Genomic DNA, 24,497 nt, shown 5'->3' with positions numbered 1-24,497 from the left:
CACCGACGGTGCTGGCACCGGCCAAAAAGCTGTACAAGAAGACGACGGCACCGATCCTGCAACTCGGGCACATGCTGGTGTTCTTCGGACGGGCAGTGGTCGGGATTCCCGTCGCGGTACGCCACTACCGCTCTGAGTTCGTCCGGCTCCTCTCCGACATCGCCTGGGGCAACGGATCATTGGTGGTGGGCGGCGGAACGGCCGGGGTCGCCGTGGTGCTCGGCATCACGGTCGGAGCACTGGTCGGGATCGAGGGCTACAACTTTCTCGATCTGCTGGGGCTCGGGCCCGCGACGGGAATCATCTCCTCGCTGGTGAACACCCGCGAGCTCGCGCCGATCGCTGCCTCGCTGGCGTTCGCCACCCAGGCAGGTTGCCGCTTCACCGCACAACTGGGCTCCATGCGCATCGCCGAGGAGATCGACGCCCTCGAATCCCTTGGCATCCGCCCCATCCCATATCTGGTCACCACCAGGCTCATGGCGTCGGTGATCGCGGTGATCCCGCTGTATGTCGCCTGCCTCGCCGTGAGCTACCTGACCACCCAGTTCGTCGTGCAGATCATCAGCGGCGGATCGGCCGGCTCCTACCTGCACTACTTCACGCTGATGCTGTCCGGTCAGGACATCCTGTACTCCGTTGTGAAGACGGTGATCTTCGTCTGGATCGCCTCGACGGTCCAGTGCTACTACGGCTTCTACGCCAGCGGCGGCCCCGTCGGGGTCGGTGTCGCGGCGGGCCACGCGATGCGCGCCAGCATCACGGTCGTGATCATGGTGAACATGCTGCTGACCATGGCGCTGTGGTCGGTGGACGCCGGAGCGAGGTTCGGCGGCTGATGGCGAATTCCTTTGAGCTGGACGGCCGTGGGCCCTCCGACCGCCAGCTGCTTGCCTGCGGCCTGGCGCTGCTGGTCGTCGCCGCTGTGGTCTCGGCCGCCCTGCTGGTGAAGTCGACCGGCCGGATGGATGCCCGCGTGCGCGTCGTGGCCGGACTGACCAACGTCGGCGACGGGCTCCCGCAGCGTTCCGACGTCAAATACCACGGCGTGCTGGTCGGAGCGGTGACCGACGTGACGCCCGCACAGGACGGCCGTCCAAACTTCGTGCAGATCGACCTCGATCCGCAGTACGCCAGCTCTATTCCGGCCGGGGTGACGGCGCGGGTGGTGCCGAGCAACGTGTTCGCGGTGTCGTCGGTGCAATTGGTGGACCGCTCGGGCGGGCCGGCCATCCAGGCGGGTGCCGAGATCCCCGAGGACACCGAGCTTCCGACGGTGCTGTTCCAGACGACCATCAGCAAGTTGCGGGACATCCTCGCCGCGACAGGCCGTGGTCGCGAAGACGACACGGTCGGCATCCTGGCCGCCGTCAATGCCGCGACCGAAGACCGCCGCACCGAATTGCTCACCAGCGGAGCGCAACTCAACCGGCTCGTCGACGAGCTCGACCGCATCGTGGCCACCGAGCCAGGGCCGACGACGGTGTCGGCGCTGGTCGACGCGACCCGCGGCCTGCAGCAGACGGCGCCCGAACTGGTGGACGCCCTTCATCAGGCCGTCAAGCCCATGCAGACGCTGGTGGAACAGAACGCGCAGCTGACGGCGTTGATCAACGGCGGCATCAACACGGTGGGTACGACGCACACGGCGCTGAACAACCACACCGACCGACTGGTGCGGATCACCTCCGATATGACCCCGGTGGTCGGCAACCTCGCCGACACATCGCACCACTGGGTGCCTGCCTTCGAGAAGCTGAATCAGTTGTCGCAGAAATTCTTCGACGAGGTGTGGATCCATGAGCAGGACATCGGCAACATGCGGGTGAACCTTTCCTTCACGCCTACGTACTCGTACACGCGGGCGGACTGTCCGCAGTATTCGGGATTGAAGGGGCCGAGTTGCTTCACCGCTCCGCTGGTGCCGACCCGTCCCGAGTTGCCGGATGTGCTTCTGCCGCAGAACTATCAGCCGCCGCCGGATCTGATGCCGCCGCCGGGCACCGAGGTCGGCCCCAACGGAAACCTGGTCGCTGTCGGGCCGCCGCTGGTGAACCCGAATCCCAGCCTGGCTGACCCGAATCCGCCGCTACCGCCCTGGATGAGTCCGTCACCGCCCGTTCCGGGAACGGCGAATCCGGCACTCGTGCCGGTCGTTCCGCTGCCGGTGCCGCTCTCGCCGCCCGCACCGGTGGCGCCGCGCCTCGGCGACCCGCCCCCCGGGGCCGCGGAGGCTGCTCCCGCAAGCTACGGCGGCAATGTCGGGCCGGTCGGGAGCAAATACGAACGCAGTCAGCTCGGGGCTGTCACCGGCCAACCGGCCACCGTGGCCACCCAGCTGCTGTTGGGTCCCGTCGCACGCGGTACCACGGTCTCGACAACCGGGCACGGGAGCGGGGGGTCCCGATGAAATACCGTGGTGCTCTGGTTGGTTTGTCCCTCTTCATGGTCGTGGCGGTCACGTTGACGTGGCTGGTGTACGTGACGTTGCGGCGCGACGTGGCGGGCTCGACGCTGCCCTACAGCGCGATGTTCACCGACGTGTTCGGCCTGCGGGAAGGCGACGACGTCCGGATGGCCGGCGTGCGGGTGGGCCGGGTCGAAAAGATCGAGCTCGAAGGCGATCTCGCCAGAGTGTCGTTCGTCGTGCAGGACGATCAGCAGCTGCTCGGCACGACGGTGGCGTCGGTGACCTATCAGAACATCGTCGGGCAGCGCTATCTCGGTCTGTCGCTGGGCAAGACGGGTGATCCGGGTCCGCTGCCTGCCGGTTCGCTGATTCCGCTCGAGCGTTCCGAGGCGTCGTTCGACGTGACGACGCTGCTCAACGGCTACGAGCCGCTGTTCAGCCTCCTCAACCCGCGCGACGCCGACAACCTGACCAAGGGTGTGATCCAGTCCCTGCAGGGTGACGAGGGGTCCATCACTGCGCTGGTGGCCCAAACCTCCGAGCTGACTGAGTCTTTCGCGGGTCGCGACGAGGAACTCGGCACCGTGATCACCGATCTGAACACCGTGATGGCCAACTTGGCAGAGCACAACGAGAGCCTCGACCAGGTGCTCACCCAGGTGCAGTCCGCCGTGACGACGTTCGACGGGCGACGCCAGGAGCTGGTGGACTCGACCGGCTCGATGGCGCGCGTGGTGCGCCGGCTGTCGACCATCTCCGACGAGGTGTACCCGTCGCTGAACGAACTCGTGGAGCGCGAACCAGGATTCGCGCAGCACATGGTCAGCATCGAACCGCAATTGGCGTTCACCGGCGCCAATCTTCCGCTGCTGCTGAAAGGATTCGCCCGCATCACCAGCGAGGGCGCCTACGCCAACGCCTATGCGTGCGACCTGAACGCCACCGGGTTCTTCCCCGGTCTCAACGACGTGGTGCCCATCGTCGTCGACGCCGCCACCCCGGGCAACGACGCGCGGTACTCGCCGAAGTGCAGGAACATGGCCAATGGCTGACACCTCGCTGCGCGCGAGGCTGCGCACCTACAACCGGGCCACGTTGGGCTTCGTGTCCATCGCTGTCGTCGCCGTCCTGATCGGCGCCATGCTGCTGTTCAAGGCCGCCGATGTCGGCTACCGCACCCTCACCGCTCAGTTTCTGCAAGCCGCGGCATTGCAGAAGGGAAATCCGGTGACCGTGGCCGGCATTCCCGTCGGTGAGGTGAAGAGCATGGAACTCGCGGGTGACCACGTCGTCGGCACGTTCACCGTGCGCAACGACGTCGCCCTCGGCGAGGACTCGCTGGCCGTCATCAAGATCACAACCATCCTGGGGTCGCGGTACCTGGCGCTGGAACCCGGAGGTCAGGGCTCGCTGCCCGAGGACACCTTCGATCTGTCCCACACCGAGGTGCCCTACGACCTGCAGGAGGCGCTCACCGATGTGACGACGACCTACGAGCAGGTCGACTCTGACAAGTTCGCCGAGACGCTGTCCATTCTCGGCAGGCAGCTCCAAGGACTTCCGCCGGTGGTGCCCCAGGCGCTGGAGAACACGCACACGCTCGCAAGGATCCTCGCCGAGCGGCGCGACCAGCTGGGCTCGCTGCTGGAGACGACCGAGGTGGTGAGCAACACGCTGCGGCGTCAGCAGTCCAACATCGCCGGCATGATCCGGCAGGGCAATGACCTGGTCGGCGAATTCGTGATGCGCAGAGCGTCCTTTCACGCGATGCTGGACTCGATCACGAATTTGGTTCAGACACTGAGCGATCTCGTCATCGAGGACCGACCCGAGCTCGAAGCGCTGCTGGTCAACGTGCGCGACCTGTCGAACATGCTGGGACAGCACGACGATCTGCTCCGCAGCACCCTGCAGGCCGGTCCCGTCGCGCTGAGGAACCTCGCCAACGCCACCGGTTCAGGCAACGCGGTCGACTTCAACGCCGCCAACGGCCTGCTCGTGGATTCGTGGATGTGCGCGATCAGCGGCCGCGCCAAACAGTTCGGGATGATCGAGTACCTCAAGGACTGCAAGTGACGAGCACCAGGTCGAAGTGGATCGCACTGGCGGTGACCGGCCTCATCGTGGCGGTGGTGGCGGCGTCGCTGGCATGGACGTACCTCGGCGACAGGATGAACTCCATCTCGGTGACAGCCCAATTCGACAGTGTTGCAGGCCTGTACGAAGGAAACACCGTCGTGGTACTCGGGATGCCCGTCGGCACGGTCGACAAGATCGTTCCCAAAGGCGGCTACGTCGAGGTCGAGTTCTCGGTGGACGGGGATGTCCGAGTCCCCGCCGATGTGATGGCGGTGACGATCTCCAACTCGATTCTCACCGACCGCCAGATCGAGCTGACGCCGCCCTACAAGGACGGCCCGACCCTGCAGAACCACGACACCATCGGCCTCAACCGCACTCGGACGCCGGTCGAGTTCGCCCGCGTCCTCGACGTTCTCGACAAGCTGTCCACCTCTCTTCGCGGGGACGGCCGCGGGCAGGGCCCCGTCGCCGACGTCGTCGACGCCAGCGCGGCCATCGCTGACGGTAACGGCCAGGCAATGAAGGATGCGCTGGGTGAACTGTCGGCTGCGCTACGGCTCAGCTCGGACCGCGGCGAGGTGACCCGCGATCAGCTGACGACAATCATCGGAAACGTCAGCACGCTGTTCCAGGCCGCGGCCGACAACGATGCCACGCTGCGCGACTTCGGTTCGACCATCCGGCAACTCAGCCAGATTCTGGCCGACCAGAACTTCGGTTCGGGCAGCACCGGCCGCAAGCTCAACGAGGTCATCGATCAGCTCGGCGAGGTGCTCGACACGCACCGCGACACGATCAAGCAGATCGTGGCCAACGGCGACACCGCTCTCACCACGACTGTCGAGCATCAGCGTGATCTCGCGGAGTTGCTCGACCTGGCCCCGATGACACTCGACAACCTCTACAACGCGATCGACCGGACGAACGGCGCGGTACGCGTCCACGTGTTGACCGACAAGGTGCTCTTCGACACGCAGACGGTCAAGGAGATGTGCAACATGATGGGCTTGCGCCAGTTAGGCTGCAGCACAGGTACTTTGCAGGACTTCGGGCCCGACTTCGGGCTGAGCTATGTCCTCGACGGGCTTGCCGCGATGGGGCAGAAGTGACCGCCCGGTCGAGCAGAGCTGCACTGGCACTCGCGACGGCGGCGTGTCTGTCGGTGTCCGCCTGCGCCAGCGAGGGTTTGGCGAGCCTGTCGTTGCCCGCGCCCGGCGGCGGGTCGGGCGGCTACACCCTCACCGCCGTGTTCTCCAACGCCCTCAACCTCCCCGCGATGGCGAAGGTGAAGCTCGCCGGAGCCGACGTGGGAGAGCTCGTCTCCATGGAGGCCCGCAACTACACCGCGGTCACCACACTGCGGATCAGGGACGGGGTTCAGCTGCCCCAGGGCAGTATCGCCGAACTGCGGTCGGCCACGCCGCTGGGAGATGTGTTCGTTGCGCTCAAACCTCCGGTCGCCGCCGCCCCGGGCGGCCCGCTGCTGCGAGACGGCGACACCATCGACCTCGAATCCACCACGGCGGCCGCGACTGTCGAGTCGGTGCTGAGCTCGGCGGCGATCCTCGTCAACGGGGGAGCGGTACGGAACTTCACCAACATCATCAACGGACTCGGCAAGGCCACCGGTGATCAGGGGCAGGCGTTCGGGACGTTGATCCGCAAGACCAACCACACCCTGGGCACCCTCAACAATCGCTCGGAGGAGATCTCGACGGCGCTGACCGAGACGTCGCGGCTCGTCGAACGACTGGAGGACAAGAACCAGGCGCTCGGTGAGGTGATGGACGCCGCGGGCCCTGCGACAGACACACTTGCCGCGCACACCACCGAGATCGCCGATCTGGTCGTACAACTCGGCGACACCACCGAGCAGCTGCGGAAGTTCCCGTCCGTGGCGGGCACCGACACCAGCGGACGCAGCGTCGTCGCCGACGTCAACACGATTGCCGGAGCCTGGAACGACGTCGTGCTGACACCGGATGCGAACCTCTACGCGCTCAACAGGTTGATGCCCCCGTTCGTCAAGGCCACGACGAGTAACGCGATCGCGGTGCGTGCCAGTATCGACAGGCTGATACTCGGATCCATCCCCGACATCGGCTTCACCGGAGACCAGGGACTGCACGGACCCAAGCGGTACAACTGGCACCAGCTGGTCGGCTCGCTGCAGTACACGCTCTATCGGTTGCAGGAGCGGATCGTCGGCAAAGGACCGGGGGTGCCGCAGGGACCGGTGATCCCGAGTCCCACGGCGCCGGGCGTGATCGTGCCCGTACCTCCGCCCGCCCCAGGACCACCGCCTGCGGAGCCGCCACGATGATCGGGTCTGTTGCCGACACAGTGGTGCGCGTCGCGCGGGCCGGACACCGGCGTCGGGCGTGGCTGTCAACCGCGGCCCTGGTCATGACACTCGTGGTGGCATCGGTGTATCTGTTTCTCGGTGCGCTGCAGGTGAATCCGCTCGCGTCGAGTTGCCGCGTGACCGTCGAGCTGCCCGAATCCGCGGGTCTGCTGCCGAATCAGAACGTGACGATGCGGGGCGTCCCGGTCGGCCGCGTCGAGCGACTCGACATCACCCCTTCGGGGGTGAACGCCGTGGTCTCGGTGGATTCGACTGTCGCCGTCCCGGCGTCGAGCGCGGTCCGCGTCTCGGGGCTCTCGCCGGCGGGGGAGCAGTACATCGACTTCGTCGCCGAGAACGGAGACGGTCCTTATCTGGGTGACGGCAGCGTCGTCGCGCAGAGCGACACGACCGTGCCGGTCAGCCTCGCCGACCTGCTCGCCAACGCCGACGGCGCACTCGCCCAGGTCGATCCCGCGAAGCTTGAGCTCATCAAGTACGAACTGAGCATGAGCGACGCGGGCCCGCAGAAGCTCGCCGACGTCATCGACGGCGGCACATTCCTTCTCACGACCCTGGATTCGGTGCTCCCCGAGACATCGAGCACGCTGCGCACCAGCCGGGTCGTGCTGACGCTGGCGGCCGACAAGAACGCAGGTATCGAGGTGGCGTCGGCCAATCTCGGCGAGACGTTCGATGGGGTCAACCGGATGCGGGAGGGCTTCCGCACGCTGACGAACCGGACGCCGGAGACGCTGGCGTCGGTCGACAACCTGTTCACCGACAACTCGGAGACGATGTTGCAGCTGCTCGGCAGCCTCGCCTCCACCTCGCAGCTGCTCTATCTGCGCGTCCCGGCGCTGAACGCGTTGTTCCCGACCTACCGCACGTCGGTGCTCGACGCCATCGGAAGCATCATGCACGACAACGGTCTCTGGGCGACCGGCGACATCTACCCGCGGTATTCGTGCGACTACGGCACTCCCCGGCTGCCTCCGTCGTCGGCCGACTATCCCGAACCCTTCATGTACACCTACTGCCGTGACGACCACCCTGGCGTCCTGGTGCGCGGCGCCAAGAACGCCCCGCGGCCCGCGGGGGACGACACTGCCGGGCCGCCTCCGGGCGCCGACCTGGGGCGCACCACCGACCCGACACCCAAGGGCCGCTACACGATTCCCACTCCGTACGGCGGTCCGACACTGCCGATCGAACCGCCCCGCTGACAGAGGTAAGGAGCTGACATGTCCGTCACCACCGACTCGGATCTCGACGAGACAACCGAAGGCGAGACAACCGACGGCGACACAACCGTCGACGAGACGGCCGATGCCGAGACGGCCGAAGCCGGGGAACACGCTCCTGAGCCGGGCCGATCCTGGCGACGGCGGTTGCTCGGCGTCGGTGTCGCGCTGCTCCTCGCAGGCAGCCTTGCAGCGTCGGGATTCCTGGGCTGGCAGCTGTGGCAGGACCACCAGGTCACCCGCTCGGGAGAGCAGGCGCAAGCTGCCGCCGTGCAGTACGCGCAAGTGCTCACCAGCATCGACTCGGCCAAGGTTGACGAGAACTTCAACCAGGTGCTCGACGGCGCCACCGGCGAGTTCAAGGACATGTACTCGCAGTCGAGCATGCAGTTGCGTCAGTTGCTGATCGACAACAAGGCCACGGCGCACGGTGTCGTCGTGGAGTCGGCGATCCAATCCGAAAGCAAAGACAAGGTCGTCGTCTTGCTGTTCGTCGATCAGTCGGTGGCCAACAGCGCTGCCCCCGATCCGCGGATCGACCGGAGCCGGGTCAAGATGACCATGGAGCACGTCGACGGTCGATGGCGTGCAAGCAAAGTCGAGCTGCCCTGAGCGCCGTGAGGCGGACTGCCGGGATCGCAGCAGCGGTGCTGACCGCTGCGGGTGTGCTGGCGGCGGCACCGACCGCGTCGGCGTCGGTAGTGTCGTTCTGCGAGGGTCTCGGCGCAACCTGGGACGGCCAGTACTGCCGCACCACGGTCGCCTCCGAGCGAAACGCGCTCCGCGACATCAAGATCGCGATTCCTGCCGAGTTCATCGACGACCCGGCGGCGGGGCCCGTGGTGCGCGACTACCTGAGCGCACTCGTGAACAATTGGAAGACCGTCGGCGTGAAGATGGCCGCAGACAGCTTCGGCGAGGGGAACTTTCAGGTGTTCCGGCGCGGGCCGATCGCGAGCCTCGTCTACCGCGAGACCTACCACGCCGACGGACCCGACTTCAACAACGCCTACCGGACTTTCACGTTCGACATGTCCGCCGGGAGAAGGCTACAACTGGTCGATGTGCTGAAGCCGGGAACCGACCTCGCGGCCATCCCGCCCCTGGCGCACCCGTTCATTGTCCGCGCCCTCGACACCGCACCGCCGCCGCACCAGCCCGGCAGCTATCCCTTTGTCGCCGACCGCTGGACTCCCGACAAGGTGTATTCCGGCGGCTACAAGGCGTGGGCGCTGACCCCCGACGAACTCGTGCTGTACATGCCGGACTATCCGGTGGGCCGGGACTCCCCGACGAACTTCACTCCGGGCATCATGCAGTGGTCGATGGATGGCGGCGCCGTGCAGGCACATATCCCGCTGACCGCGCTGTCGCCGATTCTGCGACCCGAATTCGGCGGTACCTGAGCATGTTTCGCTGGCTGCCAGCGCTACTGGTGGTGCCGGTATTGTTCGCACCCGCAGGCCACGCACAGCCGGACGTCGACGATGCGGTGCCGACGATGCCGGTGTTCGCCCCGTACCCGTCGCAGTGGGCCCCGGACTACACGGTGTTCCCCTACAACCTGTGGCAGAACCGCGTGACGCCGGAGATGCTCGCCGCCGAGCGGGAGGCCTGCCAGTGGTTCAACGCCCAGTACGACCAACTCATGGCACAGGTGTACGGATTTCAGCAATTCCTGGGAGACCACGACGACGACTGGACTGTCCCCGGGGTCAGGCAAGCCGGCAATGTGGTCGCCGCAAATCTCGACCAGTCGGCCGCTTTCCTCGACCCTCGAGCGCACACGCTGTTCATCGTCAACTACCCCGATCAGAGCGAGTATTCGCCGCTGTTCCACGGTGATTCGATCTATCGACTGTGGTACCAGTTCACCCAGATCAGTGACAAGATCACGCGGCGCCTGCCGGCGGGGCAGATCAACGCCAACGTCGCGACCGCCAACGTGTACGGCAGGGCGATCCGTGACTCCGGCGTGTGCACCGGCGCGTAAGGATGGTGACATGTTGACACATGCGGCTAGTCTTTGTGTCAACGACGACGTCGGGAGGCGCCATGGTTGCGATCGCCGGGGAAACCAATCCACCCGTGTCGGGCACGGTCCGGCCCAAGGTCATCCACGAGTTCCGTAAACACTCCGGCAGTGTGCTCGGCGGCTTCTTCGGTGCCGCGGCGTTCGACGAGGTCGCGCTGGTGCCGGTCGCTGCCGCGGTGGACAAGACCGGGCGGTTCGCCTCGAACTTCGCCGATCGCGGTGTCCGCAGCAGCTTTTCGGCCCTCCTGGCCATCTGGGGCGATGCCACCGACCGCGCCGCCGAGGGCGAACGTCTCAAGACGATGCACCGCGACGTACGCGGGCGTGGCACCGGCGACTTCGCCGACGTCCGCTACAGCGCCCTGGACCCCCAGCTGTGGAATTGGATCGCTGTCAGCGGGCTGTTCCTCGTGTTGAACTCCTTCACTCCCTGCACCGGCATCACGATGACCGACCAGGAGCGTGAGGTCGCGTACCAGCAATTGCTGGGCGGTTTCCGCTCGCTGGAGCTGCCGGGCAAGAACGCGAAACTTCCTGCGACCTACACCGAGGCGGCCGCGTACTACGAATCGATGGTCGAGTCAGGGCTGGCATCGAATCCGTTCCTGCGCACGGTCACCGACAACCTGACGAAGCTGCCGTTGCCGACACTCGTTCTTCCGCCGCTGATGCGGCTGGCGCTGACACCGGGGTGGCTGGCCCTGCGGCCCCTGGCGGGCCGCGTCGTCACGGTGTGTTCGTTCGGCATCCTGCATCCGGGTATCCGAGACATGACGGGGTTCCGTTGGGAACCCCGTCACGACCGCGAATTCGCACTGTATACCCGGCTTCTCCAAGTGGCATGGCGCACGCTGCCGGACCGGGTGCTGCTCATTCCCCTGGCGCGCAACCGAATCGAGTACGAGAAGCTGGTTCGGCTGCACCGCTCCGTCGCGCTGGACTCGTTCGCGCCGCCGGCCGGCCGCTGCCCGGCGGGCTGACATCGCGATGCGACGTGCTCGAAACACGGACAGCCCCACCGAGCAGGAATCGGCGATCCTCAAGGCCGCGGCCGAAGAGGTCGCGCTCGTCGGTGTCGGCAGGCTGAGCATGGACGTGGTGGCGCGGCAGGCCGGCGTGAGCCGTAGCACGCTGTACCGTCGATTCCCCAGCCGCGACGCGTTGATCACCGAACTGGGCCGACAGACCTTCGACTTCGCGATGGCACGGCTGCAAACGGTGGCCATCGATTCCGGCCCGCAACAGGCGGCCGTCGCTGCGTTCCGCGAAGGCGTGCGGCTGCTGACCGGCGAGCCGGTGATGCGCCGGTTCCTGCAACTCGACGGCGACTTCGCCGCGACGGCCGAGATGGTCGACGAGGCCCGGCTGTTCCTCGTCAGCGCTGCGACGGCGATGGCGAAAGCACTGCGGGCCGCGGGTGCGACGATGCCCGACGACCAGTTGCTCGCTGTGGCCGAGGTGCACATCCGGCTCGCGGCGTCGCTGGTGCAGTTCAGCACCGCGGTCCTCGACGTCACCGACGACGACGCGGTGGCCCGATACGCCCAGATGTACCTGGCGCCGCTCGTCACGTAAGGCAAACGGGCGTTTACTTGTTTGGCCAAAAAGCTCATAGCTCGCGCCAGTAGGATGAAACTGTGAGTCACTTATTCGAGATTGGGCAAATCCCGTCAGCGCAGCGCACCGGCGTGGCACGCTTCTGACCATGGCCGATCTGCCCGCACCCCAATTCCTCGACGAACGCCTTGCGCACTGGGCGATCGCTCAGCCCGACGCCGAGGCGATGGACTATCTCGACCGCTCCTGGACGTGGTCGCAGTGGAACGATCGCGTTCGCCGGCTGGCCGGTGCGCTCAAGGAGGGCGGCATCGCGCGCGGTGACGTGGTGTCCTTTCTCGACAAGAATCATCCCGCCTGCGTCGAGCTGACTTTCGCCGCCGCGTCTCTCGGCGCCGCCACCGCGATCATCAACTTCCGGCTGGCCGCCGACGAACTCGACTACGTGCTCAACGACTCCGGCGCCAAGCTGCTCATCGTCGGCGACGAGTTCGCGGCCTCGGTCGACAAGATCCGGGACAAGCTCACCCATATCGAGCACGTCATCACCGTCAAGCCCGAAGGCGACGACGAGTACGAGGCCATCCTCGAGCAGGCGACGCCCGCCGACCGGTCCGGCGACGTCGAACCCGACGACGTCTGCATCATCATGTATTCGTCAGGAACAACGGGCCGCCCCAAGGGCGTCGAGCTGACGCAGTCCAACATCATCGCCCACACCATCAACGCCCACGAAGGCTTCGAGTTCGACGAGGGCGACAAGAACATGGTGTCGATGCCGCTGTTCCACGTCGGCGGATCGTCCTACGTACAGTTCGGGATTCACGACGGCTTCCCGAGCGTGATGACCCGCGACGTCGACGGCATGACGCTGGCCGGGGCGATTCTCAAGGGCGCCAACAGGACGTTCCTCGTGCCCGCGGTGCTGGCCAAGGTGCTGGAGGCCGGCGAGGACGCCGTCAAGCTGTTCGGCTCGCTCAAGACGTTCGCCTACGGCGCGTCTCCGATGCCGCTGCCGCTGCTACGTGCCGCGCTGAAGGCCTGGCCGAACACCGATTTCATGCAGGCCTACGGGCTGACCGAACTCTGTGGCGTCATCAGCCATCTGCTCCCCGAGGCACACCGCGATCCCGGAAAAGAGGAGCGGCTCTCCAGCGCGGGCACGCTCGTTCCCAACGCCGAGGTCCGCGTCGTGGACCCTGACACCCTCGAAGATGTGGCCGAAGGTCAGCAGGGCGAATTGTGGTTCCGCTCACCGCAATTGATGAAGGGCTATCACAACCGGCCGGACGCGACCGCCGAGGCCATCACCGAGGACGGCTGGTTCCGCACCGGCGACATCGGCCGGGTGGACGACGGTGGTTACATCTTCGTCGAGGACCGGCTCAAGGACATGATCATCTCGGGCGGCGAGAACATCTATTCCATCGAGGTGGAGCGCGTGCTCGCCGAGCACGACGCCGTCGTGGAGGTCGCCGTCATCGGTGTGCCCGACGAGAAGTGGGGCGAGGTCGTCAAGGCTGTGGTGGTGATCGAGGGTGAGGCGTCCGAATCCGAACTCATCGCCTTCGCCAGGGAGCGCCTGGCCGCCTACAAATGTCCGAAATCGGTCGACATCACCGATGAGCTGCCACGCAATCCCACCGGCAAGATCTTGAAAAAGGAGCTGCGCAAACCTCATTGGGAGGGACGCGACCGCGCGACGGTCTGATCCGGTCCCCGCGACGCACGCGTCCTGACGGTAGCCGTCAGGGCGCGTGTTTTTTGCGCCGGAGACCCTCGTCACCATCTGTTTCCGGGGCATGACGACTCTGGAACTCGTGTGTAACGTGGCTGGTGTGGCGCCCGATCCCGGGTGCCGGCGGACGAGGGAGCAGTACCCGCACGGACAAGACTGACTCGCAGGAGGGTCTTGTGGCGTGGCTGGTTCTCGTCCTCAGCGGCTTCCTCGAGGCGGTCTGGGCGACAGCGCTCGGAATGTCGGACAACTTCAAGCGGTGGCGGCCCACCGTCGCGTTCGCGGTCGCGATGCCCGCCAGCTTGGCGGGGTTGGCGTACTCGATGACCTCCCTGCCGACCGGTACGGCGTACGCCGTCTGGGTCGGCATCGGAGCGACGCTGACCGTCGTGTGGGCGATCGCCACGAAGAAGGAAGCCGCCTCCACGGCAAGGGTTCTGCTGCTGTGCCTGTTGGTGGGAAGCGTCGTCGGGCTGAAAGTGGTGAGCTGATCATGGCGTGGTTCGTTCTGATCGTCAGCGCGGTTCTCGAAGCGGTGTGGGCGACAGCGCTCGGCAAGACGGACGGCTTCACCGCCCCCGTCGCCACGGCGGTGTTCCTCGTCGCGTTGCTGGGCAGCATGGGCGGACTCGGCTGGGCCGCCAAGCACATCCCGATCGGCACGGCATATGCGGTGTGGACAGGTCTCGGTGCCGCACTGACCGTCGGCTACGCGATGCTCAGCGGAGACGAGGGCGCGACGCTGGGCAAGGCGGTGTTCCTGACCGGGATCATCGCCGCCGTCGCCGGACTCAAAGTGCTTCCGAAGGCCCCCCAACGCGAGACCGTGCCGCGCTGACGCACGATGGTGGTGTGGTCGCACTCGCCGACGTTCTGGAACGATTGCATGTCGTCGCGCTGCCGATGCGGGTCCGTTTCCGGGGCATCACCACCCGCGAGGTGGCGCTGATCGAAGGCCCCGCCGGCTGGGGTGAGTTCGGCGCATTCGTCGAATACGAGCCGCCCGAGGCGGCGCACTGGCTCGCCTCGGGCATCGCCGCCGCCTACCGTCCGCTTCCCGCCGTGGTCCGGTCCCGCATCCCGATCAACGCCACCGTTCCCGCCGTCGCCGCCGGCGACGTGCCCGGCGTGCTCGCACGGTTCCCCGGTGCGCGGACGGCGAAGGTGAAGGTGGCCGAGCCGGGGCAGACGCTGGCCGACGACGTGGCGCGCGTCGAGGCCGTCCGCGCCGCCGGGCTGACGGTCCGCGTCGACGCCAACGGCGGATGGAGCGTCGATGACGCGGTCGCCGCGGCCCGGGCGCTCAGCGCGGGCGGGCCGCTCGAATACCTCGAGCAACCCTGCCGCACGGTCGCCGAGCTGGCGGAGGTGCGCCGCCGTGTCGACGTCCCCGTCGCGGCCGATGAGAGCATCCGCAAGGCCGAAGACCCGCTGCACGTCGTGCGCTCCGGTGCCGCCGATGTCGCGGTGCTGAAGGTGGCGCCGCTGGGTGGAGTGCAGGCCATGCTCGCCATCGCCGCGCAGATCGACATCCCGGTCGTGGTGTCCAGCGCTCTCGACACCGCGGTCGGTATCGGCGGGGGATTGGTCGCCGCGGGGTGTCTGCCCACGCTCGAGCACGCTTGCGGCCTCGGGACGGGCAGCCTGTTCGTCGAGGACGTCTCTTCTCCGCTGAGCGCGGTCGATGGCTATCTGCCTGCGGAAACGGTCAGGCCGGACCCCGCGCGGGTCTCGGCTTTGGCGGCGCAGGCAGATCGCAGGCAGTGGTGGATCGACCGTGTGCGCACCTGTTTCCCACTGGTGTCCTGATCTGTGGGGTCCGTGACCTAGACGCCATCGCGTCGGCCGCCAACACTGAACACATGGTGCGCACGGTGCTCATCGCCGGCTTCGCGGGCGTGCAGGCCCTCGACATGGTCGGACCGTTCGAGGTGTTCACCGGTGCGTCGCTGTTCCTGTCCGGCCGCGACGTCGACGGATACGCCGTCCGTGTCGTCTCGGTCGGCGGGCAGCCCGTCGGCACGGGGACCGGGCTGACCTTCGCCGCCGAGCCACTGCCCGATCCCGGCGACGAGATCGACACCGTCGTGCTGCCCGGCGGTTTCGGCACCGAACAGGCCCGCAAAGACGATGCGCTGATCGACTGGATCAAAGCCGTCGCCCCGAGCGCCCGGCGAGTGGTCAGTGTGTGCAGTGGTGCGGTGCTGGCAGCGCAGGCGGGACTGCTCGATGGGTGCGTGGCCACCACGCACTGGGCCTACGCCGAGCAGATTGCCGCCGAATTCCCCTTGGTCACCTTCGATCCCGACCCGATCTTCCTCCGCAGTTCGGACAAGGTGTGGACCGCCGCTGGCGTCACCGCCGGTATCGACCTCGCGCTCGCGCTCGTCGAGGACGATCACGGCACGGAGGTAGCGCAGACCGTCGCCCGCTACCTCGTGCTGTATCTGCGCAGACCCGGCGGGCAGACCCAGTTCGCGGCGCCGGTGTGGATGCCGCGTGCCCGGCGCACCCCGATCCGCGACGTCCAGGAGGCCATCGAGTCCGAACCCGGTCGTGGGCACAGCATTCCCGAGCTGGCGCGCCGCGCTGCGATGAGCCCCCGTCATTTCACGCGCGTCTTCACCGACGAGGTCGGGGAAGCTCCCGGCGCCTACGTCGAGCGCGTCCGCACCGAAGCGGCCCGCCGTCAGCTGGAGGAGACCGACGACACCGTTACGGTGATCGCCGCGCGCTGCGGGTTCGGCTCGGCAGAGACGTTGCGCCGCAACTTCGTTCGCCGGCTCGGGGTCTCGCCCGACCAATACCGCAAGACATTCGCCTGACACCGAAGGAGATTCACCATGCAGGTCGCCATCATGCTCTACCCGGGTTTCACCGCGCTCGACTTCATCGGACCGTATGAGAGCCTGCGCTGGCTGCCCGACACCGAGGTGCGGTTCGTGTGGCACGAACCCGGCCCGATCGCCGCGGATTCGCACGTGCTGCTCGTCGGGGCCACGCACTCGTTCGACGAAACCCCCGCGCCCGACCTGATTCTGATCCCTGGCGGGTTCGCCACCATGGAGCACGCCCGCGATGAGTTGGTCCTCGACTGGGTGCGCCGGGCACACCAGACGGCGACATGGACGACGTCGGTGTGCTCGGGCTCGGTGATCCTCGCCGCCGCGGGGGTGCTGGACGGCAAGCGTGCGACGTCGCACTGGGCGGCGCTGCCGGTGCTCAAGACCCTCGGCGCGCAGCCGGTGGGCGATCAGCGCATCGTTGAGGCCGACGGCAAGACCGTGACCGCGGCCGGGGTGTCGGCGGGCATCGACCTGGGGCTGTGGCTGGCGGGTCGCATCGGCGGGGAAGCCAAGGCCAAGGCCATTCAGCTGTCGATGGAGTACGACCCGCAGCCGCCGTTCGATTCCGGGCACATGTCGAAGGCGTCGGCGAGCACCAAAGCTCTCGCCACCGCGCTGATGGGCAAGGAGATGGCCAGCCCCACCACGCTGGCCGCCTCGACCGGCCTGCTCTGGGACGCCGCCCTCAAGCGAATTCGGCGTGGTAATCGTCGCTCAGCGGCGAAAATCACGCCGTAATCGCCGCACGGATCAGGGCTACAACCCGTTCGGGATGCTCGGTGAGGTCGAGCCACGTGAAGCGCAGCACCTTCCAGCGCAACATGACGATGTCGTTCTGTCGCGTGCGGTCGATCTGGAACTCGTCGGCGCCGCTGTGGAACGCGAACCCGTCGACCTCGATCGCCACCTTCTGCACAGGGAAACCCACGTCGACGCGATAGCCACCGACTCGATAGTTGGCTTTCCAGCCATCGATACGGGCCTCGCGCAACAGAGCGTGTAGAAGTCGCTCAGCTACGGACTGGGCCCCGTCATCGGAAGCTTGGAGCAGTCTCCTGGCTCTCGGGGAACCATACCTTCCCTTGTGCTGCAGGTGGATTCGCCACAGCGCGCGCAGTTCGACAACCCTTCTCTGCAGAGCGGCATCCATCAGCTTTGCGCCTCCGCCGTACCTGGCTGCCGCCTCGACGACGGTCAACGGAAGATTGGTCACTCGCATCCCTCTGATCTCGACGATGTCTGCGCTCGGGATGTCTCGTCGCCGCGGTTTACACCCGGGGCGACGTCGGCCGTTGCTGCCTCGCGGGATCGTCACCTCTACCGTGTCGGGGGCGAACTGCGTCAATCCATGCCACCACGCTGCCGACAGGCCACTCGCCGCGCCGTATGGCCCATAACTCCAGACCGCGGCGCGTATGCGTGCGGCGTCGGTGTACGGCCGGTCGTCGGCGAAGTAGACCCCCTGAAATCTCCGGACCCAATGGCCTGACTGGAGACGGCGCCGAACTGCCGAGTGGCTCAGCCCGGCAGCACGCGCTTGGGCGAGCGTGATGACGCCGTCGTGGCGCTTCAGATATGCGTCCAACATGTTCTTCGGACGCTGCGGGCGGTCTGCCGGTTCCGTACCGCGCGATTTCGGCGTGAAAATCGTCGCTCAGCGGCGAGAATCACGCCGAAATCCCCGTGAAGTAGCGTCGTCGGGGTGAATTTGGCATTCGATGACCGCGGGACCGGCGACCCGGTGCTCTTCATCGCAGGTCGCGGCGGGGCCGGGCGCACCTGGCATCTACACCAGGTACCGGTCTTCGCCCGGGCCGGTTACCGATGTGTGACGTTCGACAACCGGGGGATCGGCGCCACCGAGAACGCCGAGGGCTTCACCACCGAGACGATGGTCGGCGACACCGCCGCGCTGATCGAGCAGCTGGGCCTTGCCCCGGTGCGGGTGGTCGGTATCTCCATGGGCTCCTACATCGCCCAGGAGCTGATGGTCGCGCGCCCCGAACTGGTGCGCTCGGCGGTGCTGATGGCCACCCGCGGCCGCCACGACCGCACCAGGGACTTCTTCTGGAAGGGCGAACGCGCGCTCGCCGACGCCGGGGTCTCGCTGCCTGCCGAGTTCGACGCGAAAGTTCGTCTCTTGGAGAGCTTTTCGCCGAAAACTCTGAACGACGACAACACGGTGCGCGACTGGATCGACATGTTCACGATGTGGCCGCAGAAGCCGACACCGGGCATCCGCACCCACCTCACCATCGCGCCGCTGGAGAACAGGCTGGCCGCCTACCAGAACGTGACGATCCCGTCGCTGGTGATCGGCTTCGCCGACGACGTCGTGCTGCCGTCGCACCTCGGCCGCGAGGTCGCCAACGCGCTGCCCAACGGGCGGTTCCTGGAGATCCCCGACACCGGTCACCTCGGCTTCATCGAAAAGCCAGAGGTCGTCAACACCGCGATCCTCAATTTCTTCGCCGATACCCTGTAATGGTGAATCCCTCGACGGCGCAGGCCCGCGTGGTCGTGGACGAACTTGTCCGCGGCGGCGTCCGAGACGTCGTTCTGTGCCCTGGGTCGCGCAACGCCCCGCTGGCCTTCGCGCTGCACGACGCCGACCGCGCGGGCAGGCTGCGGCTGCACGTCCGTATCGACGAGCGCACCGCCGGCTTCCTGGCCATCGGGCTCGCCGTCGCCGAACGCGCCCCGGTGTGCGTGGCGATGACGTCGGGAACCGCTGTCGCCAACCTCGGGCCCGCCGTCGTCGAGGCCAACTACGCCCGAGTGCCGCTGATCGTGCTGTCGGCGAACCGGCCCTACGAACTGCTCGGCACCGGCGCGAACCAGACTTTCGAACAGCTCGGCTACTTCGGTACGCAGGTGCGCGCGATGATCAGCGTCGGGCTGGCCGAGGAGAATGCCGAGTCAGAGTCGTCGAATGCGCAGTGGCGGTCGGCGACGTGCCGAGTGTTGGCCGCCGCGATCGGTTCTCGCTCGGCAAACGCGGGCCCGGTGCAGTTCGACATCCCGCTGCGGGAGCCGCTGGTCCCCGACGTCGCGGAGCCGGGCAGGCCCTACGCTCCCGACGGTCGTCCCGACGGAAAGCCGTGGACCTACACCCCGCCGGTGACGTTCGATCAACCGCTCGACATCGATCTGAGCCCGGACACGGTGGTCATCGCCGGACACGGCGCGGGCGTCCATCCGAATCTGGCACACCTGCCGACCGTCGCCGAACCGACGGCGCCGTATGCACAGACGCCCCTACATCCCTTGGCGCTCAGGATTCTTCGGCCCAAGCAGGTCATCATGCTCGGCCGTCCCACGCTGCACCGCTCGGTCTCCGCGCTGCTCGCCGATGCCGCTGTTCCGGTCTTTGCGCTGACCACCGGTCCGCGCTGGCCGGATGTCTCGGGCAACTCGTTGGCGACGGGTACCCGCGCCGTTCTCGGGGGCGAGCCGTCCCAGGAATGGTTGAGCCGCTGCGCCGACGCGAACCGACGGGCGGTCGACGCGGTCCGTGGACAGCTGCGCTCCCACCCTCTGACGACGGGCCTGCACGTCGCCGCGGCCGTCGCCGACTCGGTGCGCTCCGGCGACCAGCTGGTGCTCGGGGCGTCGAACCCGGTCCGCGACATCGCGCTGGTCGGCTTCAACACCGAAGGCGTCAAGGTCCGCTCCAACCGAGGGGTGGCCGGCATCGACGGCACGGTGTCGACCGCGATCGGTGCGGCGCTCGCGCACGAGCGCGCCACCGGCGGGCGCACCGTCGCGCTGATCGGCGACCTGACCTTTGTGCACGACAGCTCGGGACTGCTGGTCGGCCCGACCGAGCCGACGCCGAGCAAGCTGACGATCGTCGTCTCCAACGACAACGGCGGCGGAATCTTCGAACTGCTGGAGCAGGGGGACCCGCGCTTCTCCGACGTGTCGTCGCGCATCTTCGGTACCCCGCACGACGTCGACGTGGGTGCGCTGTGCCGCGCCTACCACGTGGAAAGCCGCCAGATCGAGACCGGCCAGCTGGCCGAGGCTCTCGACGAGGACTTCGACGGCATGCGGGTGCTCGAGGTCAAGGCGGACAGGTCGTCGTTGCGCGCGCTGCATGCGTCGATCAAGGCGGAGTTGTGACGGAGCTACCGCAGCGCCTCAAAGCGCTGTGGCACAGGGCAAAACCGGTCATCGTGCCGCACCTCTACGGGGAGCCGGGGGAGGCACTGCGCGCCAAGGTGTTTCGGCGGATCCGGATCGGCATTGTCGTCGCGGCCTGTCTGGTGACGTTGCAGTCGGTGCTCCTGGTGGTCGGGGCGTGGCGCAACGATCAGCAGATCAAACGCCACCTCGGTGTCGCGGAGGCCACCGTGCTCGACGCCGGCCAGCGACGCTCCACCATCGAATTCGTCACCCCCGACCGGGTCACCTATCGCCCCGAACTCGGGGTGCTCTACCCGTCGGAACTCGAAGACGGCATGCGCATCTACGTCGAATACGACACCAACAACCCGGATCTGGTTCGCGTGCAGCACCGTAATGCGGCGTTGGCGATCGTGCCTGCGGGATCGATCGCGGTCGTCGGGTGGCTGGTCGCGGGTGTCGCGCTGGCGGGCACCGCAGTGCTCGAACGGCGCGGAGACCGCCGGAAGGCCGAATCGGTCACGGCTGCAGAAGGTCGCTGAGCCAGTTCTCGTCGAAGATGTCGAGCTTCTCTCCGGCGTTCATATCGAACACGGTGGGGGTGCCGGTGTCGATCGGGTCGACGTCGTAGAGAAGACCGAAATTGGTGTCTTCCATGTCGAGCACGTCGACGCCCTGTTTGTCGTCGGCGACGTTGTCGGCCACGAGATCGGGCAGGCCCGCCCTGCTGGCCATGTCGCGCAGCTCGTCACCGGAGAACGGCTCCCCGCCGGGATCCTGGTTGAACCACAGCTCCTCGACGAAACGCTGGAATTGTGTGCCTGTCGCCGCCGAGTTGTCCACCGCCTCGGTGGCCACGAACAGGGCGTTGGCGACGATCGCCGAATACCCGTCGTCCTCGTCGTCGAGGAAGATCAGTGGGCGGTAGGTGACCTGCAGGGTGCCCACTGTGATGTTGTAGGCCAGCTGGTCTCCGAAGTCTCTCTGCAGGTCCGCGCAGTGGCTGCACTGGGGTTCGGTGAAGATCTCGATCTTGGCGGGTGCGCCGTCGTACCCGACGACGATGCCGAACCCGTCCTCGGACACGGCCAGGGGCGCCGTCTCCGACGATGTCAGGGGCACACCGGTGACCTGCCGAGAGCATCCGGCGGCGGGTACGAGCAGCACGAGCGCCGAGATCACGATCATCGGGCGTATCAGACGCATGGACCCATCCTTGCTTCGATGCCGGCGCCAGGCACGCTTTTCGCGGTGACCTGCAGGTCGCGGCGCACCCGTAATTCGTGTGACATATCCCTGTGCGCAACCTTCGGGACAGGTGGTGATGTCACTGTCGCGGTGTGCGCGTTGCAATCGTCGCAGAATCGTTCCTCCCGAATGTCAACGGTGTCACCAACTCGGTGCTTCGGGTCATCGAGCATCTGGGTCGTTCGGGTCACGAAGTCATCGTCATCGCCCCCGACACCCCTCGGGGAGAGGCGCCCGCCGACAAACTGCACGACGGAGTCCGGATTCACCGGGTGCCGTCGATGATGTTTCCGAAGGTCACGTCGCTTCCGCTGGGAGTTCCGCGCCCGCGGATGGTCGGTGTGCTGCGCGGATTCGACCCCGATGTGATCCACCTGGCCTCCCCGGCGCTGCTCGGGTGGGGCGGTGTGCACGCCGCGCGTCATCTCGGTGTCCCGACGGTAGCGGTGTTCCAGACCGATGTCGCCGGATTCGCGCAGAGCTACGGCATCGGCGCGCTGTCGCGGGCATCGTGGGCCTGGACCCGGCGTCTGCACAGCAAGGCCGACAGGACCCTGGCACCCTCCACTGCGGCAATGGAAGATCTTGTCGCGCATCGCATCCCGCGGGTGCACAAATGGGGCCGCGGGGTCGATGTGACGGGCTTCGCGCCGTCGGCGCGCGACGATCGGCTGCGGCGGGCCTGGTCACCTGACGGCAAGCCGATCGTCGGGTTCGTCGGCAGGCTGGCCCCCGAGAAGCACGTCGAGCGTCTCGCCCCACTGCATGCCCGCGATGACCTTCAGCTGGTCATCGTCGGCGACGGCGTCGACCGCGACAAGCTCGAATCCGATTTCCCGCGAGCGGTTTTCACCGGTGCGCTGTACGGCGAGGCGCTGGCCGCCGCGTACGCCAGCATGGATGTGTTCGTGCATGCCGGTGAGCACGAGACCTTCTGCCAGGCCGTTCAGGAGGCCATGGCGTCCGGGTTACCGGTCATCGCCCCGGATGCGGGCGGGCCGCGCGATCTGGTCGCGCCCTACCGCACCGGATTACTCCTGCCGGTTCCGGAGTTCGAAGACAGGCTCCCGGATTCCGTCGACCACTTGGTCGCCGAACGGCGCCGCTACTCGCAGGCGGCACGCAAGAGTGTGCTCGGCCGGACGTGGCCGGTCATCTGCGACGAGCTGATCGGCCATTACGAAGAGGTGCTCGGAACCCGAGGCGTGAAGGCCGCCTGACCGGGCACTCCGTCGCGCGGGCCGACTTTCACGGTCGGTGCATGGGCGCAACTGTCGTGGGTATGACGGCATCGATGAGAATGCACAGCGTTGCGTCGGCGCAGGCCGACCGTCCCGAGCGAGGCGTCGTCTGTTCGGTCGCGTCGGGCATCGGTGGAGGCGCGCGGTGGACTTGAATCGGTTTCGGAGATTCGTCAGCGTCGTATCGGTCGGCGCGGTGTTCTCTTGCGGCTGTTCCTCGACAGCGGCGCCGGAGCACGAGACGGCAACACACGGCCCGACCGCGGGGTACGTCACCGGCACGGCCGCCGCGGTCGTCGAACGCCTCGAACGGGACGGGCTGGATCTGCTGCAGCCGATCGACACCACGAGCGCCGACTGCGTCAGCGCACCGTGCGATCAGGCGATCACCACCGACAGATTTCGCATCATGTCGTTCGCGACCACCGGAGATGCCCAGCGATTCGCGGCCGACCACGCACTGGAACAGATCGGGTCACTTGTTGTCGACTTCTCGCCGACTTTGACTCCAGGGGAGCGGGATGCACTGTGGCACAGCATCACCGAGAATGCCGGCGCCTGAAAACTAGCCGTAATCCCGCAGCGTCATCACGAGCCCGACTCCGGCGGCGATAGCGGCGACGACGTAGACAACTGCGGCGAGCCACGTCACGGTGATGACGGCGGCCGCCCAGCAGGACAGAAACGCGGCGGCCGACAGCAGCACCCCGTAGAACGGGGTGCGCATGGGGTGATCGCCACGGGCCACCGTCAGCCCTGGGCTTCCGACGCGACCGGCTGCCACTTCTCCCAATTGGCCAGTCGGCCATCGTAATCGGCCTTGGCCAGCTGCAGCGGTCCGTCGCCGAAGAACACCCGTAGCGGAGGTTCGGGCGCGTCGATCACCTTCATGATCGCCCGCGCCGAGGCCTGGGGATCACCCGGCTTCGCCATCCTTTCGGCACGCCACTTCTCGTTCTTCTCCCGCAGCTCGTCGTAGGCGGACAGTTGTGTGGTGTGCTTGGACGACGGTCCCGCCCAGTCCGTGGAGAACCCGCCCGGCTCGATCAGCGTGACGTGGATGCCGAAGTCGGCGACCTCCTGGGCCAGCGACTGCGACAAACCTTCCAGAGCCCACTTGGATGCGTGATACATGCTCAGGTTGGGGAACGCAACGATCCCGCCGATCGACGACACCTGGATGATGTGCCCGCTGCGCTGGGCGCGCAGGTACGGCAGCGCTGCCTGCGTGATCCACAACGCGCCGAAGACGTTCGTCTCGATCTGGGCGCGCGCTTGCTCCTCGGAGAGCTCTTCGAGCATTCCGAACTGCCCGTAACCCGCGTTGTTCACGACGATGTCGAGGCGTCCGAAGTGGTCGTGGGCTTGTCGAACCGCCGCGAAGTCGGCGTCGCGATCGGTGACGTCGAGTCGCAGCGGCAACAGTGCGTCGCCGAACTTGCCGACGAGGTCGTCGAGTGTGGCCACGTCACGTGCGGTGGCGGCGACCTTGTCGCCGCGCTCCAGCGCCGCGATCGTCCACTCGCGACCGAAGCCGCGTGATGTACCGGTGATGAACCAAACTTTTTCGGTCATGCCCGGTTAATGCCTCCTGTCCGGTTTTTGATTCCCGATCACACCGAGC

The 24,497-nt window shown here is 66.9% G+C and carries 28 protein-coding genes and 1 riboswitch; of the genes, 24 read left to right on the top strand and 4 right to left on the bottom strand.

Features of this window, described 5'->3' with window-relative positions; genetic code table 11:
- The first annotated feature begins 8 nt into the window (after positions 1 to 8).
- From ACAG24_RS09990 to ACAG24_RS09905, 18 genes are all read left to right on the top strand, one after another.
- Entirely contained in the window at positions 9 to 839 is an 831-nt protein-coding gene (locus ACAG24_RS09990; protein ID WP_370472621.1) for an MlaE family ABC transporter permease, read from the top strand.
- On the top strand, positions 839 to 2,410 hold the full coding sequence (locus ACAG24_RS09985) for an MlaD family protein (RefSeq protein ID WP_370471989.1): 1,572 nt from the start codon (positions 839 to 841) through the stop codon (positions 2,408 to 2,410). Before ACAG24_RS09990 ends, ACAG24_RS09985 begins: the two co-directional genes overlap by 1 nt.
- A complete protein-coding gene (locus tag ACAG24_RS09980) occupies positions 2,407 to 3,462 on the top strand; it encodes an MlaD family protein (RefSeq protein WP_370471990.1) in 1,056 nt (351 codons plus the stop codon). Before ACAG24_RS09985 ends, ACAG24_RS09980 begins: the two co-directional genes overlap by 4 nt.
- A complete protein-coding gene (locus ACAG24_RS09975; RefSeq protein WP_370471991.1) occupies positions 3,455 to 4,486 on the top strand; it encodes an MCE family protein in 1,032 nt (343 codons plus the stop codon). The genes ACAG24_RS09980 and ACAG24_RS09975 overlap by 8 nt, the downstream gene beginning before the upstream one ends.
- A complete protein-coding gene (locus ACAG24_RS09970) occupies positions 4,483 to 5,601 on the top strand; it encodes an MlaD family protein (RefSeq protein WP_370471992.1) in 1,119 nt (372 codons plus the stop codon). Before ACAG24_RS09975 ends, ACAG24_RS09970 begins: the two co-directional genes overlap by 4 nt.
- The gene (locus tag ACAG24_RS09965; protein WP_370471993.1) at positions 5,598 to 6,815 is read left to right on the top strand and encodes an MlaD family protein; all 1,218 of its coding nucleotides are present in this window, start codon (positions 5,598 to 5,600) and stop codon (positions 6,813 to 6,815) included. Before ACAG24_RS09970 ends, ACAG24_RS09965 begins: the two co-directional genes overlap by 4 nt.
- Positions 6,812 to 8,062 (top strand): MlaD family protein, encoded by a 1,251-nt coding sequence (locus ACAG24_RS09960; protein ID WP_370471994.1) that lies wholly within the window; start codon positions 6,812 to 6,814, stop codon positions 8,060 to 8,062. The genes ACAG24_RS09965 and ACAG24_RS09960 overlap by 4 nt, the downstream gene beginning before the upstream one ends.
- 18 nt (positions 8,063 to 8,080) lie before the next feature.
- Positions 8,081 to 8,692: an Rv1363c family protein gene (locus ACAG24_RS09955; RefSeq protein ID WP_370471995.1), complete on the top strand. Its 612-nt coding sequence runs from the start codon at positions 8,081 to 8,083 to the stop codon at positions 8,690 to 8,692.
- On the top strand, positions 8,662 to 9,486 hold the full coding sequence (locus ACAG24_RS09950) for a mannan-binding family protein (protein WP_370471996.1): 825 nt from the start codon (positions 8,662 to 8,664) through the stop codon (positions 9,484 to 9,486). The genes ACAG24_RS09955 and ACAG24_RS09950 overlap by 31 nt, the downstream gene beginning before the upstream one ends.
- Before the next feature lie 2 nt (positions 9,487 to 9,488).
- Positions 9,489 to 10,073: a hypothetical protein gene (locus ACAG24_RS09945; RefSeq protein WP_370471997.1), complete on the top strand. Its 585-nt coding sequence runs from the start codon at positions 9,489 to 9,491 to the stop codon at positions 10,071 to 10,073.
- 62 nt (positions 10,074 to 10,135) lie between these two features.
- Positions 10,136 to 11,095, top strand: coding sequence for an oxygenase MpaB family protein (locus ACAG24_RS09940; RefSeq protein ID WP_370471998.1), 960 nt, complete (start codon positions 10,136 to 10,138; stop codon positions 11,093 to 11,095).
- Positions 11,096 to 11,102: 7 nt separating this feature from the next.
- Positions 11,103 to 11,690 (top strand): TetR/AcrR family transcriptional regulator, encoded by a 588-nt coding sequence (locus ACAG24_RS09935; protein ID WP_370471999.1) that lies wholly within the window; start codon positions 11,103 to 11,105, stop codon positions 11,688 to 11,690.
- Positions 11,691 to 11,820: 130 nt separating this feature from the next.
- Entirely contained in the window at positions 11,821 to 13,383 is a 1,563-nt protein-coding gene (locus ACAG24_RS09930; protein WP_370472000.1) for a long-chain-fatty-acid--CoA ligase, read from the top strand.
- A gap of 127 nt (positions 13,384 to 13,510) precedes the next feature.
- Positions 13,511 to 13,576: riboswitch (guanidine-III (ykkC-III) riboswitch) on the top strand.
- Between the two features lie 10 nt (positions 13,577 to 13,586).
- Positions 13,587 to 13,901 (top strand): DMT family transporter, encoded by a 315-nt coding sequence (locus tag ACAG24_RS09925; RefSeq protein WP_370472001.1) that lies wholly within the window; start codon positions 13,587 to 13,589, stop codon positions 13,899 to 13,901.
- A 2-nt stretch (positions 13,902 to 13,903) separates the two neighbouring features.
- A complete protein-coding gene (locus tag ACAG24_RS09920) occupies positions 13,904 to 14,248 on the top strand; it encodes a DMT family transporter (RefSeq protein WP_370472002.1) in 345 nt (114 codons plus the stop codon).
- A gap of 14 nt (positions 14,249 to 14,262) precedes the next feature.
- Positions 14,263 to 15,219: an o-succinylbenzoate synthase gene (locus tag ACAG24_RS09915; RefSeq protein ID WP_370472003.1), complete on the top strand. Its 957-nt coding sequence runs from the start codon at positions 14,263 to 14,265 to the stop codon at positions 15,217 to 15,219.
- Between the two features lie 53 nt (positions 15,220 to 15,272).
- Positions 15,273 to 16,235, top strand: a complete 963-nt coding sequence (locus ACAG24_RS09910; RefSeq protein ID WP_370472004.1) for a GlxA family transcriptional regulator — start codon at positions 15,273 to 15,275, stop codon at positions 16,233 to 16,235.
- Positions 16,236 to 16,253: 18 nt separating this feature from the next.
- The gene (locus ACAG24_RS09905) at positions 16,254 to 16,994 is read left to right on the top strand and encodes a DJ-1/PfpI family protein (protein WP_370472005.1); all 741 of its coding nucleotides are present in this window, start codon (positions 16,254 to 16,256) and stop codon (positions 16,992 to 16,994) included.
- On the opposite strand, the gene ACAG24_RS09900 is transcribed toward ACAG24_RS09905, so the two are convergent.
- Positions 16,984 to 17,844, bottom strand: a complete 861-nt coding sequence (locus tag ACAG24_RS09900; protein WP_370472006.1) for a PDDEXK-like endonuclease domain-containing protein — start codon at positions 17,842 to 17,844, stop codon at positions 16,984 to 16,986. The genes ACAG24_RS09905 and ACAG24_RS09900 overlap by 11 nt on opposite strands.
- A gap of 114 nt (positions 17,845 to 17,958) precedes the next feature.
- Here ACAG24_RS09900 and ACAG24_RS09895 point away from each other — a divergent pair, with 114 nt between their 5' ends.
- Genes ACAG24_RS09895 through ACAG24_RS09885 form a run of 3 tightly spaced genes read left to right on the top strand, consistent with a single transcriptional unit; the run spans position 17,959 to position 20,926 of the window.
- Positions 17,959 to 18,741: an alpha/beta fold hydrolase gene (locus ACAG24_RS09895; RefSeq protein WP_370472007.1), complete on the top strand. Its 783-nt coding sequence runs from the start codon at positions 17,959 to 17,961 to the stop codon at positions 18,739 to 18,741.
- Positions 18,742 to 18,743: 2 nt separating this feature from the next.
- Positions 18,744 to 20,381 (top strand): 2-succinyl-5-enolpyruvyl-6-hydroxy-3-cyclohexene-1-carboxylic-acid synthase, encoded by a 1,638-nt coding sequence (gene menD / locus ACAG24_RS09890; RefSeq protein ID WP_370472008.1) that lies wholly within the window; start codon positions 18,744 to 18,746, stop codon positions 20,379 to 20,381.
- Positions 20,378 to 20,926 (top strand): DUF3592 domain-containing protein, encoded by a 549-nt coding sequence (locus tag ACAG24_RS09885; RefSeq protein ID WP_370472009.1) that lies wholly within the window; start codon positions 20,378 to 20,380, stop codon positions 20,924 to 20,926. The genes menD and ACAG24_RS09885 overlap by 4 nt, the downstream gene beginning before the upstream one ends.
- On the opposite strand, the gene ACAG24_RS09880 is transcribed toward ACAG24_RS09885, so the two are convergent.
- Positions 20,904 to 21,590 (bottom strand): DsbA family protein, encoded by a 687-nt coding sequence (locus ACAG24_RS09880; protein ID WP_370472010.1) that lies wholly within the window; start codon positions 21,588 to 21,590, stop codon positions 20,904 to 20,906. The genes ACAG24_RS09885 and ACAG24_RS09880 overlap by 23 nt on opposite strands.
- A 134-nt stretch (positions 21,591 to 21,724) precedes the next feature.
- Between ACAG24_RS09880 and ACAG24_RS09875 the strand changes: the two genes are divergently transcribed.
- From ACAG24_RS09875 to ACAG24_RS09865, 3 genes are read left to right on the top strand one after another with little or no spacing between them, the layout of a single operon-like run.
- Positions 21,725 to 22,852: a glycosyltransferase family 4 protein gene (locus ACAG24_RS09875; protein WP_370472011.1), complete on the top strand. Its 1,128-nt coding sequence runs from the start codon at positions 21,725 to 21,727 to the stop codon at positions 22,850 to 22,852.
- A 41-nt stretch (positions 22,853 to 22,893) separates the two neighbouring features.
- Positions 22,894 to 23,028, top strand: a complete 135-nt coding sequence (locus tag ACAG24_RS09870; RefSeq protein ID WP_370472012.1) for a hypothetical protein — start codon at positions 22,894 to 22,896, stop codon at positions 23,026 to 23,028.
- Positions 23,019 to 23,435, top strand: a complete 417-nt coding sequence (locus tag ACAG24_RS09865; RefSeq protein WP_370472013.1) for a hypothetical protein — start codon at positions 23,019 to 23,021, stop codon at positions 23,433 to 23,435. The genes ACAG24_RS09870 and ACAG24_RS09865 overlap by 10 nt, the downstream gene beginning before the upstream one ends.
- A gap of 3 nt (positions 23,436 to 23,438) precedes the next feature.
- Here ACAG24_RS09865 and ACAG24_RS09860 read toward each other — a convergent pair whose 3' ends face one another.
- Positions 23,439 to 23,600, bottom strand: a complete 162-nt coding sequence (locus ACAG24_RS09860) for a hypothetical protein (protein ID WP_370472014.1) — start codon at positions 23,598 to 23,600, stop codon at positions 23,439 to 23,441.
- Positions 23,601 to 23,623: 23 nt separating this feature from the next.
- Entirely contained in the window at positions 23,624 to 24,448 is an 825-nt protein-coding gene (locus ACAG24_RS09855) for an SDR family oxidoreductase (RefSeq protein WP_370472015.1), read from the bottom strand.
- Between the last annotated feature and the right edge of the window lie 49 nt (positions 24,449 to 24,497).

Source organism: Mycobacterium bulgaricum, assembly GCF_041287165.2.
GTDB classification, from domain to species: domain Bacteria; phylum Actinomycetota; class Actinomycetes; order Mycobacteriales; family Mycobacteriaceae; genus Mycobacterium; species Mycobacterium bulgaricum.
Note: the sequence above shows the minus strand (reverse complement) of the source record. Positions and strands in the feature narration are given on the sequence as shown.